The 15,902-nt window shown below is 57.6% G+C and carries 12 protein-coding genes; 2 read left to right on the top strand and 10 right to left on the bottom strand.

Going from position 1 to position 15,902, the window contains the following annotated elements; translation table 11 throughout:
- Positions 1–161 precede the first annotated feature (161 nt).
- The 4 genes from U8U68_RS04340 to U8U68_RS04325 all read right to left on the bottom strand — a co-directional run bounded on the left by U8U68_RS04340 (position 162) and on the right by U8U68_RS04325 (position 5,397).
- Entirely contained in the window at positions 162–758 is a 597-nt protein-coding gene (locus U8U68_RS04340; RefSeq protein ID WP_322199609.1) for a ParA family protein, read from the bottom strand.
- 1,102 nt (positions 759–1,860) lie between these two features.
- Entirely contained in the window at positions 1,861–3,843 is a 1,983-nt protein-coding gene (locus tag U8U68_RS04335; protein ID WP_322199608.1) for a CotH kinase family protein, read from the bottom strand.
- 18 nt (positions 3,844–3,861) lie between these two features.
- Complete coding sequence (locus tag U8U68_RS04330) at positions 3,862–4,536, bottom strand: DUF4956 domain-containing protein (RefSeq protein ID WP_322199607.1); 675 nt, start codon at positions 4,534–4,536, stop codon at positions 3,862–3,864.
- A gap of 186 nt (positions 4,537–4,722) precedes the next feature.
- Positions 4,723–5,397, bottom strand: coding sequence for a polyphosphate polymerase domain-containing protein (locus U8U68_RS04325; RefSeq protein WP_322199606.1), 675 nt, complete (start codon positions 5,395–5,397; stop codon positions 4,723–4,725).
- Positions 5,398–6,207: 810 nt separating this feature from the next.
- Between U8U68_RS04325 and U8U68_RS04320 the strand changes: the two genes are divergently transcribed.
- Both U8U68_RS04320 and U8U68_RS04315 read left to right on the top strand, forming a co-directional pair.
- Entirely contained in the window at positions 6,208–6,912 is a 705-nt protein-coding gene (locus U8U68_RS04320) for a response regulator transcription factor (protein WP_322199605.1), read from the top strand.
- Entirely contained in the window at positions 6,905–8,170 is a 1,266-nt protein-coding gene (locus U8U68_RS04315; protein ID WP_322199604.1) for a sensor histidine kinase, read from the top strand. Before U8U68_RS04320 ends, U8U68_RS04315 begins: the two co-directional genes overlap by 8 nt.
- Before the next feature lie 105 nt (positions 8,171–8,275).
- On the opposite strand, the gene U8U68_RS04310 is transcribed toward U8U68_RS04315, so the two are convergent.
- From U8U68_RS04310 to pyrB, 6 genes are all read right to left on the bottom strand, one after another.
- Positions 8,276–8,728 carry a hypothetical protein gene (locus U8U68_RS04310; RefSeq protein WP_322199603.1) on the bottom strand — a complete coding sequence of 151 codons (453 nt, stop codon included), beginning with the start codon at positions 8,726–8,728 and terminating at the stop codon, positions 8,276–8,278.
- Between the two features lie 36 nt (positions 8,729–8,764).
- A complete protein-coding gene (locus U8U68_RS04305; RefSeq protein WP_322199602.1) occupies positions 8,765–9,208 on the bottom strand; it encodes a hypothetical protein in 444 nt (147 codons plus the stop codon).
- A 4-nt stretch (positions 9,209–9,212) separates the two neighbouring features.
- Positions 9,213–10,409 carry a putative cysteine peptidase gene (locus tag U8U68_RS04300; RefSeq protein ID WP_322199601.1) on the bottom strand — a complete coding sequence of 399 codons (1,197 nt, stop codon included), beginning with the start codon at positions 10,407–10,409 and terminating at the stop codon, positions 9,213–9,215.
- 103 nt (positions 10,410–10,512) lie between these two features.
- Positions 10,513–14,046, bottom strand: a complete 3,534-nt coding sequence (addA, locus tag U8U68_RS04295) for a helicase-exonuclease AddAB subunit AddA (protein WP_322199600.1) — start codon at positions 14,044–14,046, stop codon at positions 10,513–10,515.
- 190 nt (positions 14,047–14,236) lie between these two features.
- Positions 14,237–14,662 (bottom strand): aspartate carbamoyltransferase regulatory subunit, encoded by a 426-nt coding sequence (locus tag U8U68_RS04290; RefSeq protein ID WP_322199599.1) that lies wholly within the window; start codon positions 14,660–14,662, stop codon positions 14,237–14,239.
- Positions 14,656–15,609 carry an aspartate carbamoyltransferase gene (gene pyrB / locus U8U68_RS04285; protein WP_322199598.1) on the bottom strand — a complete coding sequence of 318 codons (954 nt, stop codon included), beginning with the start codon at positions 15,607–15,609 and terminating at the stop codon, positions 14,656–14,658. The genes U8U68_RS04290 and pyrB overlap by 7 nt, the downstream gene beginning before the upstream one ends.
- Positions 15,610–15,902 lie beyond the last annotated feature (293 nt).

Here is a 15,902-nt window from a genome sequence, read left to right as displayed (position 1 = left end):
TGCCCGGGAACGTTTAGTATGGGCTGATACGGGCGCCTCCTGGGGAACTAAGTGCTGGTGGGCCGCTGTCTCGGCTTTGTGGAAAGGCGCTGGGGTTTGGCGTGTCCAGCGCTTCGGCTCCGGACCGCGTTTTCACAGGCGCTCTCCGGGGCCTGCCGCGATTACTCCCAGGCAAAGCGCACCAGGCGCTGAATTTTTCGAAAGCCCTCTGGCGGCGGTTGGCCCTTCAGGGCGAAATCGGGCGCGGTAGAGTACAAAAGCGGTAGGCCGCACAGCCGGGCGGTCTCTTGGGCAAAGGGCAGGGCCCCCTTCAACACGTCCAGGGTGGTTTCTGTTCCCAGGTGGGAATTGTTCACAATCCCCGTGGCCTTTAGGCGGCAGGCAGCCTCGATCTGCCCCAGCAGAGCGGCGGCCTCCTCCGGAGTCTGGGAGAGCGCCCGGTACCGATTGATGACATAGATCATCTCATATCCCGCAGCCATCAGCCGCCCGCTCAGTCCCCCCAGGGCCGTAGCTCCGGCGTCATCTCCTCCCGCGTCCATAAACACCCGGCCCGCTCGCGGCCCAAAGATGGAGCCCAGCTCGGGCGGCAGCGTGGGAGTATCCAGCGTAGTGCCCGCGAACACGGGGGCAATTAGCTCCACGCCCCGCCCGGCCAGCAGGCCCCGGTATTCGGAGGAACGGAAGTAGGGGTTTACGATGTCCATATCCGCCAGCACCACCGGGGCAGGCGCCTCCAGGGCCAGGTTTAGGGCCAAGTTGGTTTTGCCGCAGCCATAGTGGCCACAGAGAATCGTAATGTCAGCCAGAACCTTTCACCGCCTTTCTTAAAGGGAGACAAAAGCCTATTTTAAGGCAATACCGCAGAATTCTAAGTACCGTATTGTGCAGTCAGATTTTTCGTCAGAGTGTACAGATTGAGCGCCGTCCATCTCACCATTGACCAGCGAAAGCTGTGCGCTATCACGGAAAATCTGCAAGCAAGACGGTGCTTAAGGCGCCACCCGCGAATGGTGCGGGGTTGCCTTAAATCAAACTATAGTATATTTTAGCACAAAAGCCCGAATAATTCAACCCCGGCAATGTAGAGCTGCATCCGTCTGATGGAATGGGGAAAAGCGTCTTTTCTACGGATCAAACCGCGCCGGTTTTCCACCGCGTTTTTTTCAGGCGCCAGTACGTCCGCCGCTTTTTGAATCAGCAGCCGCTGTGCTTTTTCATAGTCCACGCCACGCGGGCGAAACAGAAGTCCCTGTCAACGCCAGAACGCCGAATCCCTTTCTCCCTTTCCCATAGATAATATTCCCTGCTGTGCCAAACAATCTTGTACATGCCGGCCGCCTTGCGCGGGAATTTGCAAAGGGATAGATGGGTCAAAATCCGGTCTGGCTGCTCGTTGACCCGCCCTTACCAAAAGGGTTCAAAACCCTCCGCGCTCTCAGGGCGTTTGTTTTAGGGCCGCGCTCCCAACCTTTCCCAGGCACAGAAACAGGCCGGGCGCTTCCTTTTCAAAAGCGCTCGGCCTTCTGCTATTCGTGCCGGAACCCCACGTTAAAACCCACCAGGTTTGGGGGGCCTAACATGGGGTTCTACCTCCTATTAACGATATAATCAATGCACTGGAAAATCGGGAAATCCCGATTTTTAGGAACCACTGATTCAATCTGGTGCGCAAATTGCGCAGTCAGATTTTTCGTCAGAGTGCATAAGATTGAGCGCAGCGAATCTGGCGATTGGCAAGCAAAAGCTGTGCCCTATGACGGAAAATATGCAAGCGCGTTGCGTGCCAAGCTGTTAGGCGGGATTTATTCAGTGGTTCCTTAAACAAGCCCTAAAGGGGGTTACCTCTTTTAAGCTGTGTTAACGATATATCTTGGCAAATACCAGCCCTGCTGCTAATAAACCCGCCGAGCCCGCCAGAAGCGCCCACTTCTCCCATCCGCCTGCCTGGGCTGCTTCTCCCTGCTGGGGGTTCTGCCCTGGGGTAAAGCCCCCCGGCATCTGGAAGCCCTCCGGCCGCTGGCCCTCCTGGGGGATCTCCTGCTGATCCCATTGGGAGGGGGATTGGGAAGTACCGCCGTTTTCTTGGCCAGAGGGGTCCTCAGTGCCGAAGCCCTGGCCTGCCTCTTCGCGATCATTCGCGTTTTGGTCCGCGTCCTGGAGGAATTCCCGGCCTCCTGGCCCGCCAAATCCGCCCTGACTGCCCATATCGCTGAGATTTAGGTGGGAGGCGTCCACAAAGGCGCTGCTGTCCGCTGCCTGACCCTCGCTGGTAGAAGGAATGTCCCCCTCTAGCTGGCCCCGGATGCTTTGAGCTCGCAGCAGGCAGAATTTCTCTAGAGTCTCCACCGCTGTGGTGAAGTCCTCATAGCTGCAAAAAGCCGTGGGGTCCCGCTGCACGTAGGGGCCAATAAGGGCCGCGGTCTGGTCCATCAGCTCCTGGAAATAGCCGCTTTCAAACCACTCTGCAATCAGCCGGTCCATGGCCTGATGATATAGCTGGGTGTGCTCTTCGCTGTCAAACAGCCAGGCCACCATGGGCCGCTGGGAAATGTCCCCGGTGCTCACTGGAGAATCAATGGGAGAGTTGGCCGCGGCGGTAGCCGTGCCGCCGCCCATGCCCCCAAAGGCCAGGTTATAGTCCCAGGCCACCATAGAGAGCAGCCCCTGGTCCTCGTACAGGTAATAATTGTGGATGATACTGCCCGTATAGCTGTCCTCGTTAAGCACAAAATTGTGCACGGCAAAATAGCTGGCCACCTCTTCACGGTTCACAGAGTCCGCCGCGTTCCCTTCGCCCAGCTTTTTTAAAGCGGCAATCAGCCGCTGCTGGTCCGCCTGGGTGACAGTATCAAACACTGGGTTGTCAAAAATGTTGGGGTAGTCCTCAGGGTCATCGGTGGTGTAGTTTAGCAGTACGTCGCTGCTGCCGCCCATGCCCCCAAATCCGCCAAAGCCCCCCATGCCGGGGAGATTGTCCTTGTCAAAGCCCTGGGACAGGTTCCCGCCAGGGAAGCTTTCGCCCAATGGGGCGCGTTCGGAGGAGGATGCCGCAGACCGCTCCGTATTATTTGAGGCGCTTTCCCCCGTGGCCCCCGGCGTGCTTTCCCCGGGAAATGTGCCGGGGGCGCCGTTTTCGGCAGGCGCGTTGGGGGTCAAGCCCGTATCGTCTGGAGGATCATTTTGGTTGCGCTGCGCGCCCCGGCCCCCGCCGCCCATATCCATGCTGTCCGGCTTATACAGTTGGCCGTAGTCCGCGCCATAGCTGCGCAGGGCAAAGGCTTCTTCAATGCCCTCGGCGGCAATATACAGCCCCCAGTCCTGACCATTCACAGTAATGAACACATAGCTGGTCAGGGGGGCGTCCGCGCCCATGTCGCCCATCATCCGGTAGCACAGGTAGTCCTTCATATAGGTGTTGTCCTGGATGCAGTTGTTTAGACACAGCTTATCCAGGCCATGGTAGCTCTGGTTGGGGTCGTAGTGGTCAAACTCCAGCTTAAAGCTGTACCGGTCGCTGTCCGATTCCGCCACCGTAGTTAAAGAGGAGTTCCCCTTGGGCCGTATGCCCACGTTTTTATAGCTTTCCCCGTCAATTACCGCAGTGCAGGAGATGTACTCCTCGGCCTGGGCGTTGTCCAGCATGTCTTGCCAGTCGCTTTCTTTTGCCACAAGGTCCAGGGTGTGGACCCGGCTGGTGTCGAAAAGCTTGGCGGCATAGGGGGGCGCGCTGGTGGCCGCGCCCAGCAGCGAGGGCCCATTGGCAAACAGCAGCCAGGCCAAAAGGAGCATGACAGCCGTGGCCGCGGCGCAAAGGCGATTGATCTTCTTGTGTATAATCATGGCGCCGCCCTCCTTCTTCTAACCCATGTATTCGCCGTTGTAGCTGACCAGTACGGCGCTTTCCACCCCGGGAATCTGGCATAGGCCGTTTACAAAGCCCGCGTCCGCCCCCTTCAGCCGCAGCTCGAAGTTGGCCTCAATGCCGGCAGCGGTAACGGTTTTGCTTTTCACCCGGCACTTTTCCGCGTTGGCGGAAAGAAAGGCCAGGGCGTTCTCCTCGGCCTGGGCGTTTTGGCAGCTGACCACCGCGATATAGGGCTGGCGGGGAGAGGTGCGGTTGACAAACACCAGCAGCATAAGGCCCACTGCCACACTGCCGAACACCGCCAGGGGAATCATGCCGGCAGCCAGCACAATGCCTGCGGCAATGGCCCAGAACAGGAAGGCAATGTCCAGGGGCTCCTTAATAGCGGCCCGGAACCGGACAATGGACAGAGCGCCCACCATGCCCAAAGAGAGCACCACGTTGCTGGTAACGGCCAGAATAACCAGAGTGGTAATCAGGGTCATGGCGATGAGAGCAACCCCGAAGGTGTGGGAGTACATTACCCCAGCATAGGTCTTTTTATACACAAAGAAGATAAACAGGCCTAAAAGAAAGGCAAAGAAGATGGAGAGGGCCATGTCCAGCAGGGTAACGCTGGCAATGTTATCTAAGAAGTTGGACTGGAAGATGTCGTTGAAACTAAGCATGAGATCAGCTCCTAAATTATAGTTTGATTGCAATGAGGGGAGTGCGCGGTTATTAAGCCAGCGCGTCCTCGGCGGTGAAAGAGAAAAAGTTTTGTCTGCCTTTACAAAATGGCGGGGCGCTTACGGGCAGCGCTCCTAAGCCGCGGGAGGCCGGTTATTATCTCAAAAACCACACCTGGGCGGGGGCTAAAAATCTATCAGCCGGGCCGCCGCATACTTGGAAAAGGCCCCCGCTTGCCGCCCCTCCAGCCGCACCAGGTCTTGGATGAGCCCAGGCAGAAATTGGTCGTACTTTACCTCTAGCAGCACGCCCTCTCCCGCCGGAATAGTAGGCCCGCCGCCCCAAAGGACCTCTGGCCCGGCCGGGGCCCGGCGCAGGTTTCGGTCCAGGGTAACCCGTACATTCCCTGCCGGGAAGAGAAAAGCCTCTCGGTCATACTCCACCAAAACGGCGGGCCGCAGCTGCTGCCAGGCCATTTTGGCTCCCAGCTCGGCGGCCAGTGGGTCCTTAAGACCCTGCCGCCAGTGGGGGTCGTCCGCCAGCAGGGCCAGGGCCCGGGCTTGGCTGAGGGGGCAAACGGTTTTGCGGCCCAGCTGGCCCAGCTTGGCCTTTTTCTCCAGGTGAAGCAGTTCTGTGTTCCCGCCGTACCACCGCAGCCGGAACTTTTCCCGGCAGTGCAGGCCTTCCAGCTTTTCCCGTAGGGCACGGTTATCTGGGCTGTCAAAATATACGCTGCTGATTTTATACTGGCCGTTTTCACCAGCATGGGGGTCATGGGGCAGCACAGCTCGCAGCCGGGCTTGTAGGGGCAGATAATCGGCAGGGCTTAGCTGAAATTTATACTCGTGGCGGTAATTCATTGGTTCCTCCTTTGGGCTATCTGGGGGCGTGGCCCCCGGGGATTATGAGGGGTAGTTTACACCCTTAGCCTTAAAGCAACCTTAAAAATTTCAGGTTCTTTTAGGGCTTGTTTGAAAATAGAGGAAACGACGAATTTTTGGCCAGAAGGGGACAATTTCAAGGAGAAGAACCGCTGTAGTTAGCTGCGCTAACTACGTCACTCTGGCGATTGACGAGGATTTTCGACGTAGAAAGTGGCCTCTTATGGCAAAAAAGACGACGTTTTCGATTTTTCAAACAAGCCCTAAGCTGGAGGGGGGATAATGTTTCCATCGGGGCCGGGACGGCGGCTTTGCCCTCTTCCTCTCTGGGCAAAGTCCCGCCCTACCCAGGTGATAACCGTTAGCCGAGCCGGCGCGGTTCTCTGGGCGCTTCCGGCGTTACTTGCTCCCCTGTTTTTGCTTTAGAGCTTATTTGAAAATAGAGGAAATGACGGATTTTTGACTAGAAGTGGTCAGATTCAAGGAAAAAAGCCGCAAGTAGCACTTGCGTATTACGCGGATTTTCGACACGGACGATGGCCGCTTCTGGGCAATCAGGCCGCGTTTTCGTTTTTTCAAACAAGCCCTACCCAATACGGGCCCCACGTTTCGATCCCTGGCCGTGCTGGATCGGCCAGAGGCTACTACTGGCAAGTGAGGCGGCCGCGGCAAATGCTCCTGCGCTTGCGCTGGACCTGCCGCATACTGCGGCTTGCTGTGCGTTTCTCTTCTTGACCGCGCTGGTTTCGCGTTTTATAATAGTATAAATCGGTTGATAGGAGGCTTTTTATGCGCATTCTTGTGGTAGAGGACCAGCGCCGCCTGGCCGCCACCCTAAAGGACCTGCTCGCCTACCAAAAGTATGCCGTGGACCTGGCTTATGACGGAGAGTCTGGCCTGGATTGCGCCCTTTCTGGCATTTACGACGGAATTGTCCTGGACGTGATGATGCCAAAAATGGATGGCTTCCAGGTGGTGCGCCAGCTGCGTCAGGAAGGGTTTTCCACCCCGGTACTGATGTTGACCGCTAAAAGCGAGACGGCGGACAAGGTTCAAGGCTTAGACAGCGGCGCGGACTATTACCTGACCAAGCCCTTTGAGCCAGAGGAGTTTTTAGCCTGTGTGCGGGCCCTGCTGCGCCGCAGGGAAGAACTGGCCCCCCAGCGGCTGGGGTATGGGGACCTGTGCCTGGACCTTTCTGCATGTGCCCTGGGCTGTGGCGAACGCTGGGTGAAGCTAAGTGGGAAGGAGCTGGAGATGATGCGTGTTCTGCTTAGCAACCCGGGGGCCGTGGTGCCCAAAGAGACCCTGCTGCTAAAAGTATGGGGGTACGACTCGGAAGCGGAGGACAATCACGTAGAGGTGTACGTATCCTTTCTGCGAAAAAAGCTGGGGCATATCCAAAGCCAGGTAAGTATTACCTCGGCCCGGCGGCTGGGATATTACCTAAGCGGCGGGGCCAAAGGCGCCGCCAGGGGAGGACCGAATGATTAAAAAGCTTCGCGGTAAATTCGTGGCGGTCACCATGGGCGGTTCCCTGCTGGTTCTGCTGGCAGTGTTTCTGGTGCTGGCCCTGTCTACCGGCCAAGGCATGCGGCAGCAGACTTGGCAGATGATTGAAATGGCCCTATGGCAGGAAGAGGCGCCCCGCCGGGAAGAGCCCCCCAAGCCCCAGGCTTTTGGGCTGTTTACCCCTGCCCCCCAGGGGCGGGTGCTTTGTTTTACGGTGCTGGTAAGCCCAGGGGGCCAGGCAGTGATGCGCACCGACCCCTTTTTTCTAGAGGAGGAGTTCGGCCGGGAAGAGCTGGCGGCTCTGGCGCGATCCGTGGCGGATGGCCCGGCAGAACAGGGCAGCTTTCCCCAGTACCGGCTACGCTACGGTAGGCGGCAGACCCCTGGGGGTATGCTGGTGGCTTTTGCAGACTCTTCCGCCGAGTCGGCGGCCATGGCTCAGCTGTTAAAAAGCTTTCTGCCCGTGGGGGGCGCGGCCCTGGTAGTTCTGCTGGGGGCGGCAGTTCTGCTGGCCCGGTGGGCGGTGGGGCCTGTAGAGGCGGCCTGGGAAAAGCAAAAGCAGTTTGTGGCAGACGCCTCTCACGAGTTGAAAACCCCGCTGACGGTGATTCTCTCTAATACGGAGATGATTCTGCGCCACCCAGAAGGGGACGGACGGCGCTGGGCCGAAAACATTCAGGCCGAGGGCGCGCGGATGAAGAGCCTGACCCAGGCCCTGCTTACCCTGGCCCGTGCCGACGCGGGCGGGTCCCGCCCCCAGGCCCAGCGGGTGGACCTGTCCTTTTTGGCGGCAGGGAGGGCCCTTTCTTTTGAACCCGTGGTGTACGAAAGCGGCCGAACCCTGGAATGCCAGGTGGAAGAGGGCCTGTGGGTGTGGGGCGACCCGGAGGGCCTGGCCCGGCTGGCGGACATTTTGTTGGACAACGCGGTACGCTACGCCCCGGCAGGGGCAAAGATCCGGCTGGAGCTAAAAGGCCTGGGGCGCTGGGCCCGGCTGACGGTGCAAAACCCCGGAGACCCCATCCCCCAGGAAGAACTGGACCGGCTGTTCCAGCGCTTTTACCGGTCGGACCCAGCCCGAAGCGCGGGCGGGTTTGGCCTGGGGCTGGCCATTGCCCGGGGAATTGTAGAAGAGCATAGGGGCCGCTTGTGGGCGCAGTCCTCCGGGGGCGAAAACCGATTTATCGCCCAGCTGCCTCTGGAGCGAGGGAAGCGGGGGCCCAGAGCCGGAGGCTCATGAAAAACCCGCAAAAAAGCCTGCTCCGCCCTTTTTCCACCGTTCCCGATCATAAAAAGAGAGCCCTGCCAAGGGTGGCAGGACTCTCTTTTTATGATATGGGCCCATTTAGCGGGCCGCCATCTTCCTTTGGGCAAGGGCGTAAACCTGCAAGGCCAGGGCCAATAGGTGCAGGGCGGCGATGACAAAACCCACGGGGAAAAGCTCGTTATAAACCAGCCAGTCCACCAGGCTGAGCAGGATGCTGACGCCGCCCAAAGCACAGGCAAACCAGGCCAGCCGGTTTCTTTTTTGAAAGCCCCAAAATCCTGTGACCAGGGCCCATAGCGGGGTGGCCATGCTGACAAAGATGGGGGGAAAGTGAAAATATACCGCCAGACGGACCCAATCATAAAAAGACAAAGGGTGATAGAGCGGCGGAGTGTCCGGCACGTCCTCTGGGTGCCAGTAAGAAATGTTTAGGCCAGAGGAAAAGGGCAGAAACATCAGGATAATCGTAACGCAAATCAGCCCAAAGGAAGCGTATAGGCTATATTTTCTGAAAAAAGCTTTTATTTTCATTTCATCCTACCTTTAGCTGATGTTGGCCATTCCAGCCTAAACTTTGTTATGTGTTCTTTGGGCAAGGGCGTAAACCTGCAAGGCCAGAGCCAACAGGTGCAGGGCGGCGACAATCAGACCTACGGGGAAGAGCAAATCAAGCACGGCATAGATCCAGTCCACCAGGTTGAGAAAAATGCAGAGTACCCCCAGAGAACAGCAGAGTACCGGCCGCTTTTTCTTTTTTGAGAAGCACCAAAACCCCGAAAACAGAGTCCAGAAAGGGGTGATGAGCGCGAAAAGGGCGGCAAATGTGCGGCCGCTTTGCGCCACGAGAGAGGCTATATGAAAATAAGGACGATAATCGGGAATACGATCGTGTGGTCCAGGCCCCATGTAACCGCCTGAGGAAAAGGGCAGGGCTAAGAGGAGCATGGAAACACAAAGGAGAGCAAAGGAGAAGGCAAGGCCATTCTTTTTAAAAAAAGCTTTTATTTTCATCTCGTCACCAATGTTCTATTGAGACCTTTCCTGCCCAATAACCAGAAATATATACGTTGTCGTATCCTTCCCAGCCCATATGGGCAATCAGGCGGTTTTCCTTATATCCATAGACAACAACAGTATGGTTTTTCTTTTCACTGTCACTTACGCCCTCCTTTTTGAGATACCCAAGTAAAATGACAGGCCGATTCCGCTTTAATATATTTATAATGTCCGTATTTGTAGGTACAAGAGAATAGGAGGCGGTAAGTCTGGAGATTTTTCTATTGTTATGTAGATAGGTGTTAATAGCATATGCCACATCATTTGGCCAAACACTGCCATTTCCGTCAGGATTAGAAGAACAGTATTTCCACAGATTATAGCTGAAAGTAGCTTTGTGTCCATTGCCTGCGCGGGTATAATCATTGGGGTCTCCGGCAAAGACATTATAGCCGTTGGATTTTGTAAAATAGGTATCATTGTCAATGATGTCCGCGTCAATATAGGTATCGTACCAAGCTAAGGTGATGGCCGAGGCAATGTACCCGCAAATACCACCGGTTCCACTGGGGCTACAGTAGGACATTTCGCTTTTCGTATTCATATTGTTGATTTGAAACTGCCCAACAATGTACTGCTCTTTCACGGTGGCGTTGGTGGAAAGAAGAGACGGCGTGTCCACTCCATTTTGAATAAAATCCAAAATAGCGGCATCCGATTCTTCCGCATAGAAATTCGATAATTCATCGGCAAACTCCCGTAAGGACTCTCCGTCCTCCGTTTGAGAAAGAGTTTCTCCGGTAATGGTATGAACGTAATTCTCTCCCTGGGCAATATAGTACTCGGTGGGGCCCGCGTAGTAGAGGTTTTCCTCATAGCCTTTGTATGGCGATGGGGCAGACATGCTGTATTCTGTAAAGTCCCCTGCGGCATCAGAAAAAATCATATACCCAGTCGGGAATATTTCTGTAACCGTATAGGTGTCCCCGTTAAAGCCAGCCGCTACTTTGATGGATTCAATTTGGCTGGAGGGGTCCATGTCCGCCGATTCAGTAGCGATCATTTCATCCAGTTGGTTTTGCAATACGGTTTCAAGCCGTTCCTGCACTGCCGCTTCAGAACGAAGATATGCGTCCTGATTCACGGCAACGGCGGTTGACGAGAATGTCAAAACAAAAGCTAAGACGAACGGCATCATGGAAAATGATTTTTTCATGATACATACACCTTATCACAACCTTTCGTTTTATTGAGACTACATTTCAATTATACCATAAAATTTCAAAAAGTCAATATTTTTTAAAAATAATGCCCAAAATCTAAATGCTTCCGCTATCAAACAGCCGCAGCTGTTCCTGTTCCCGTTCATAGGGCCGGCCGCTGCCCTGGCTTAGCCAGGTGGAGTACAGAAACATCTCCCCCACCGGGGTGCCGGTAACCTCCTCCATGGCATAGGCGTACAGACGCAGCTGGGTGTGGTACCGCAGCCAAAGTTCCTCCATGTCCTCCACCCGGTCGGTTTTAAAGTCGATGATGTGCAGCTTGCCCTCCTCCAAAAAGGTGCAGTCCACCGCCCCCTGCAAAACCACGGGCTCTACCCCTGGGGAAAGCCCGGGCTGGGCCATGTGGGCGGGCAGCACGGCGGTAAAGCGCCGCTCCTTTACCACCTGGGGCGAGGCCAGCACCCGCCGCCCCAGAGGACTTTGGAAAAAGGCCCTCACGCGGGGCAGCTCCACAGCGTCCGCCTGTTCTTCACTAAGAAAAGCCCCCCGGGCCAGCCGGGCCAGCTCGGCGGCAGGGGCAGCGGCAGCGGCGTGGAAGTCTGCAAACTGCATAAACTCGTGCAGGGCAATGCCTCGCTGGGCCGGGGTCATGCCCTGCTGACCCAGCCAGGCCGGGCGCGAGAGGTTCAGCTCCCGGCTGCCCCCCTGCTCCGCCGCCAGCTTAGAGGCAGACACCTTTGCGGCCACGTCCACGCTCTCCTCATGGGGATATACAAAGGCCGCTTGGTCCTTTAGGGCCTGGTACAGGGCCAGGTCCTCCTCTTGGGCCTGTAGGACGGGGTCTTGGACCCGAACCTCCTCTGGGGCGTAGGCTTCTAGGGTGATGTTCCAGGGGGTGTAGTCCTCCCGGCACAGGGGAATGTCCGCCCCGCCCGCAGCCTGGCGCAGAACTCCACCATCCGGGTGGCGCAGGGCGCAGGCCAGCAGCCAGTGGGTGGCGTTTTTGGCTCCCTGCACCGTAAAAGCCGAGGGCCGGGAGCCCACAGCCTCTAGGGCCGCCTTGTTCAGGGGGCTGGTCATGTCCTTGGCCGAGGACACCAGGATCAGCTTTTCCTGGGCCCGGGTCAGGGCCACATACAGCACCCGCAGTTCCTCTGCCCCGGCAGAGCGGGCGCTCTCCAAGGCAATAGCCTCCCGGGCAGTGGTGGTGTATCGGGCCGTACCCCCAGGGTCCCGAAGCTTCACCCCCAGGCCCAGCTCTGGGTGCAGCAGCACATCATCGGTCTGGTCTCCGGCAAAGTTCCGGCCGCAGCCCGCCACAATACACACCGGAAACTGTAGGCCTTTGGACTTATGAATACTCATAATAGACACCGCGTTCTGGCTCCCGGCCTGCACTTCGGCTCCTTGCAGGTCCTGGCCCCCGGCCATCAGCCGGTCTAAAAACCCCACAAAGCCCGCAAGCCCGTGGTAGCCGCTGCCCTCGTACTCTTGGGCGTAGCGGTGCAGCAGCCGCAGGTTAAGAAGCCTCCCCGGCCCGTCCTCCATCGCCTGAACCAGCTCTAGACAGCCGGTGCGGCCGTAGAGCAAGGTTAAAAGGGAGTCTGCGGGCATGGCGGCGGAAATCTGCCGCAGCCGGCGAATATCAGCCATAACCTGGGCACAGCGGGGGTCTGTTTCCCCTGCCCGGGTTAGGGAGACAAACACAGACACATCCCGGCTTCCTGCCCGCAGCCGGGCGACCTCATCGGCGGAAAAACCGTACAGGGGGCTCATTAGCAGGGCCAGCAGGGGAATGTCCTGGTTCGGGTTGTCAATGACCCGCAGCAGAGAGAGAACCATCTGAACCTCCGCCGCCGCGAAAAAGCCCCCGCTCACGGTGGCCCGGGCGGGCACGCCCAGGCGCTTTAGTTCTTGGGCATAGGCGTGGGCGTGTTTATTGGCGCTGCGCAGCAAAACGCAGAAATCTCCCCAGTGAGCCGGACGTTCGCCGCCATTTTCACTGACTGTAAAGCCGCTCTCTACCATCGCCCGAATTCGTCGGGCGATGAACTGGGCCTCTGCTACCTCTGCCGGGGCGTCTCCTCGAGAGAGAAAAGCCAGTTCGGTCTCACAGCCCGCCTTGGGGGAAAAATCCGCGCCGCACACCAGGCGCTCTTCCCCGGTATAGTCCAGATCCCCGGCTTCCTTGCTCATAAGCAGGGAAAACACATAGTTCACCGTGTCCGTTACCTGGGGGCGAGAGCGAAAATTCCGGTCTAGTACAATGCAGCCGGGGTAATTTGCCCGCTTCCGGTCAAACTTGGAAAAACGGGCCCGGCAGCCCAGGAAAATCTCTGGCATGGCCTGGCGAAAGCCGTAGATACTCTGCTTTACGTCACCTACCATGAAAAGATTGCGTTCATCTTGGGATACAGCCCGGAAAATGGAGTCCTGGACCTGGTTGATGTCCTGGTACTCGTCAATCATAATCTCGTCAAAGCGGCGGGCCACCTCCCGGGCAGCGGGGGTGGGGGCTCCGTCCTCTCCGCAGAACAGCCGGATGGCACAGTGCTCTAGGTCGCTATAGTCCAAAAAGTTCCGGTCCTGTTTTTTCTTGGCATAGCGGCGGGCAAAATCCAGGGTCAGGTCCGCCAGACTTCTTAATAAGGGCCCGGCCTCTTGCAGCTCGGCCCCCGCGTCCTCCCAGCAAGGGGGCAGGCATTTGCCCAGGCTGTCCATCACCCGCTTCACCTCCTTGCGGCAGGCCTCCAGCCGAAGCAGCAGGGGGTCCTCCTTGTCCACACCCCGCAGAATTCCCCGGCGCTTAGGGGCAAAGCCTCGCCATAGGGCAGAAGCGGCGTCCCTGTCCCCAGCTCCGGCGGCTTGGGCCAGCCCCAGGCAGGCGGCCCGGTCGGCAGAAAGGGCGGAAGAGAAAGCTTGGTTATACAGAGAATCCTCTCCTGCCTGGGAGAGGGCGTTTTCCAGCAAAGAGGCACAGTGGGCCGCGGCCCTGGCTACATGCTCCAAAATCACCCGCTCCCAGGGGCCGCTGTCTCCGGCAAAGTACATCTGCACCTTTTCTTCCAGCCATTTTTCTGGGAAGGGATGACTCTGCATAAAGTGGTACAGAGAAAGGGCCATGTGGCCCAGGCGCCGGTCGTCCCGCTCTGCGGTGAAAGCGTCGGCCAATGCCTGAATGCGGCCCTGGTCATAGGCCGCGGTAAGAGCCTCTTCCAGGGCCTGGGCGGTAAGCTCCGCCTCCCGCTTGTCCGAGAGAATGCGGAAGTCTGGGGAGATATTCAACAACTGAAAGAACTCCCGGGCCATGGCCCCGCAGAAGCTGTCCACTGTGCCAATATGGGCCTGGTGGACCAGAATGCTTTGGCGGCGCAGCAGGGGGTCGGTGGGGTTCTGGCGCAGCAGGCTGCTTAGGCGGCGCTCTAGCCGGGCACGCATTTCAGCGGCGGCGGCTTTGGTAAAGGTGACAATCAGCAGCTTGTTAGCCGGGGTGGGGTTTTGGGGGTGGGTGAGGCGGCCAATGGCCCGCTGGACCAGTACGGCGGTTTTGCCAGAACCGGCGGCGGCGGCCACCAGCACGGTGCCCTGGGTCGAGTCAATGGCATCCTGCTGGCTGGGGGTCCATTCCATGAATGAGGCTCCTTTCTAGAAGAGTAGCGGCTGGGGAAACGTCACAACCGTTGAAAGCGGTCTGTTTAATCTTTTCTGGTCATACTGCATGGGGGTTCTTTGCGATCCGTCAGGACTGCTGAGGAAAATCTCCTTGTCTGGCGAGAAAAACCCCGCCCTTCCAGCATCCTCCGGCAGTGAATACAGGTTCTTAGTCTTTATCCGTAAACAGCTGCTCACAATACCGGCAGCGGTAGCGATGGTCCTGGCCCTCGCACAGGTAAAACTCCTGGTCCACGTCCTCTATACTGGTAATGCACCGGGGGTTTTTGCACCGGATGATATTCACCAGCCGTTTGGGCAGCATGGGCTGCTTCTTCTCCGCCAGGGCCCCGTCCCGGATGAGGCATACTGTGGCATGGTCGTCGATAAAACCCAATACATCCAGGTTCACGTCTGTAAGGCCCTCGATTTTGATAATGTCCTTGCGGCCGAACTTACTGCTGCGGGCGTTTTTAATAATTGCCACACAGGTATCCAGCCTGTCCAGTTCTAACAGCTCGTAGACCTTCATGCCCCGTCCGGCGGTGATGTGGTCGATTACAATGCCGTTTTCGATACTGTCAATGTTCAGCATACCGCGCCTCCTGTGGTTTTCTCCAAAATTTCCGGCTCTAGGCCCAAAAGCGCCAGAATCAGCGCCATACGCACAAAAACCCCGCCCCTGGCCTGCTCAAAGTACAGGGCCCGGGGGTCGCTGTCTACCCGCTGGTCAATCTCATTCACCCGGGGCAGGGGGTGCATCACCGCCAGGTCCTTTTTGCCCAGCCGCAGCTTTTCGGGGGTAAGGATGTACGAGTCCTTTAGCCGCACATAGTCCTCTTCGTTAAAGAAGCGCTCCCGCTGCACCCGGGTCATATACAGCACGTCCAGCTGGGGCATAACCTCTTCCATGCGGCGTACCTCTTGCCAAGGGCGGCCAGAAGGCTGCACCACCTCTTTTAAAATATAGCCCGGCACCCGCAGCTCTTCGGGAGAGATAAAGACAAAGCGCACGTCCTGGTAGCGCACCAGAGACTTGATGAGAGAGTGCACCGTGCGGCCAAACTTCAGATCTCCGCACAGGCCAATGGTCAGGCCGCCCAGGCCGCCCCGAAAGCGCTGAATGGTGAACAGGTCGGTAAGGGTCTGGGTGGGGTGCTGGTGGCCCCCGTCTCCTGCGTTTACCACAGGAATGCGGGAATATCTGGCTGCCACAAAAGGCGCGCCCTCTTTAAAGTGGCGCATGGCGGCAAGGTCCGCGTAGCCGGAAATCATGCGGATGGTATCTGCCACGCTTTCGCCTTTGGCGGCAGAACTGCTTTGGGCTCCGGCAAAGCCCAGCACCTGCCCGCCCAGGCGCAGCATGGCGGACTCAAAGCTTAGCCGGGTGCGGGTGCTGGGCTCAAAGAACAGGGTGGCCAAAATCTTTCCATCTCCGCGGTGGGCATAGTCCTTTGGGTGATCCATAATGTGTTGGGCCAGCTGAAGCAGCCGGCCGGTTTCTTCCCGAGAAAGGTCCAGAGGGTCGATAAGATGCCGCATAGAGCAGCGCCGCCTTTCCTAAAATATTTGCAAAAAAAGCCGCGGGCAACATAACCCACGGCTGTGTTCATTATAAAATTATACTGTAAGAGGGGGAAAGTGTCAATGGGTGAGAAGAAAGGGAAGGATAAAAAGTCCGCCGCCAGACGGCTGCTCCTCTCTTTTTTCAAGTGGACTTGTCTTGCGGGGCGGCACATATGGCCGGCTGACCCCGGCTGTACAGGACAAGTCAAAAGAGGATGAAAAAAGCAAAAGAAGCGGGAGGCGAGGCACATAACCCCTAGGATGGACAT

The sequence above is a fragment of the Acutalibacter intestini genome, from assembly GCF_034334985.1.
In the GTDB taxonomy this organism is placed as follows: Bacteria; Bacillota; Clostridia; order Oscillospirales; family Acutalibacteraceae; genus Acutalibacter; species Acutalibacter intestini.
The sequence above is the reverse complement of the archived record's forward strand: the minus strand, read 5'-3'. Positions and strand labels throughout refer to the sequence as shown.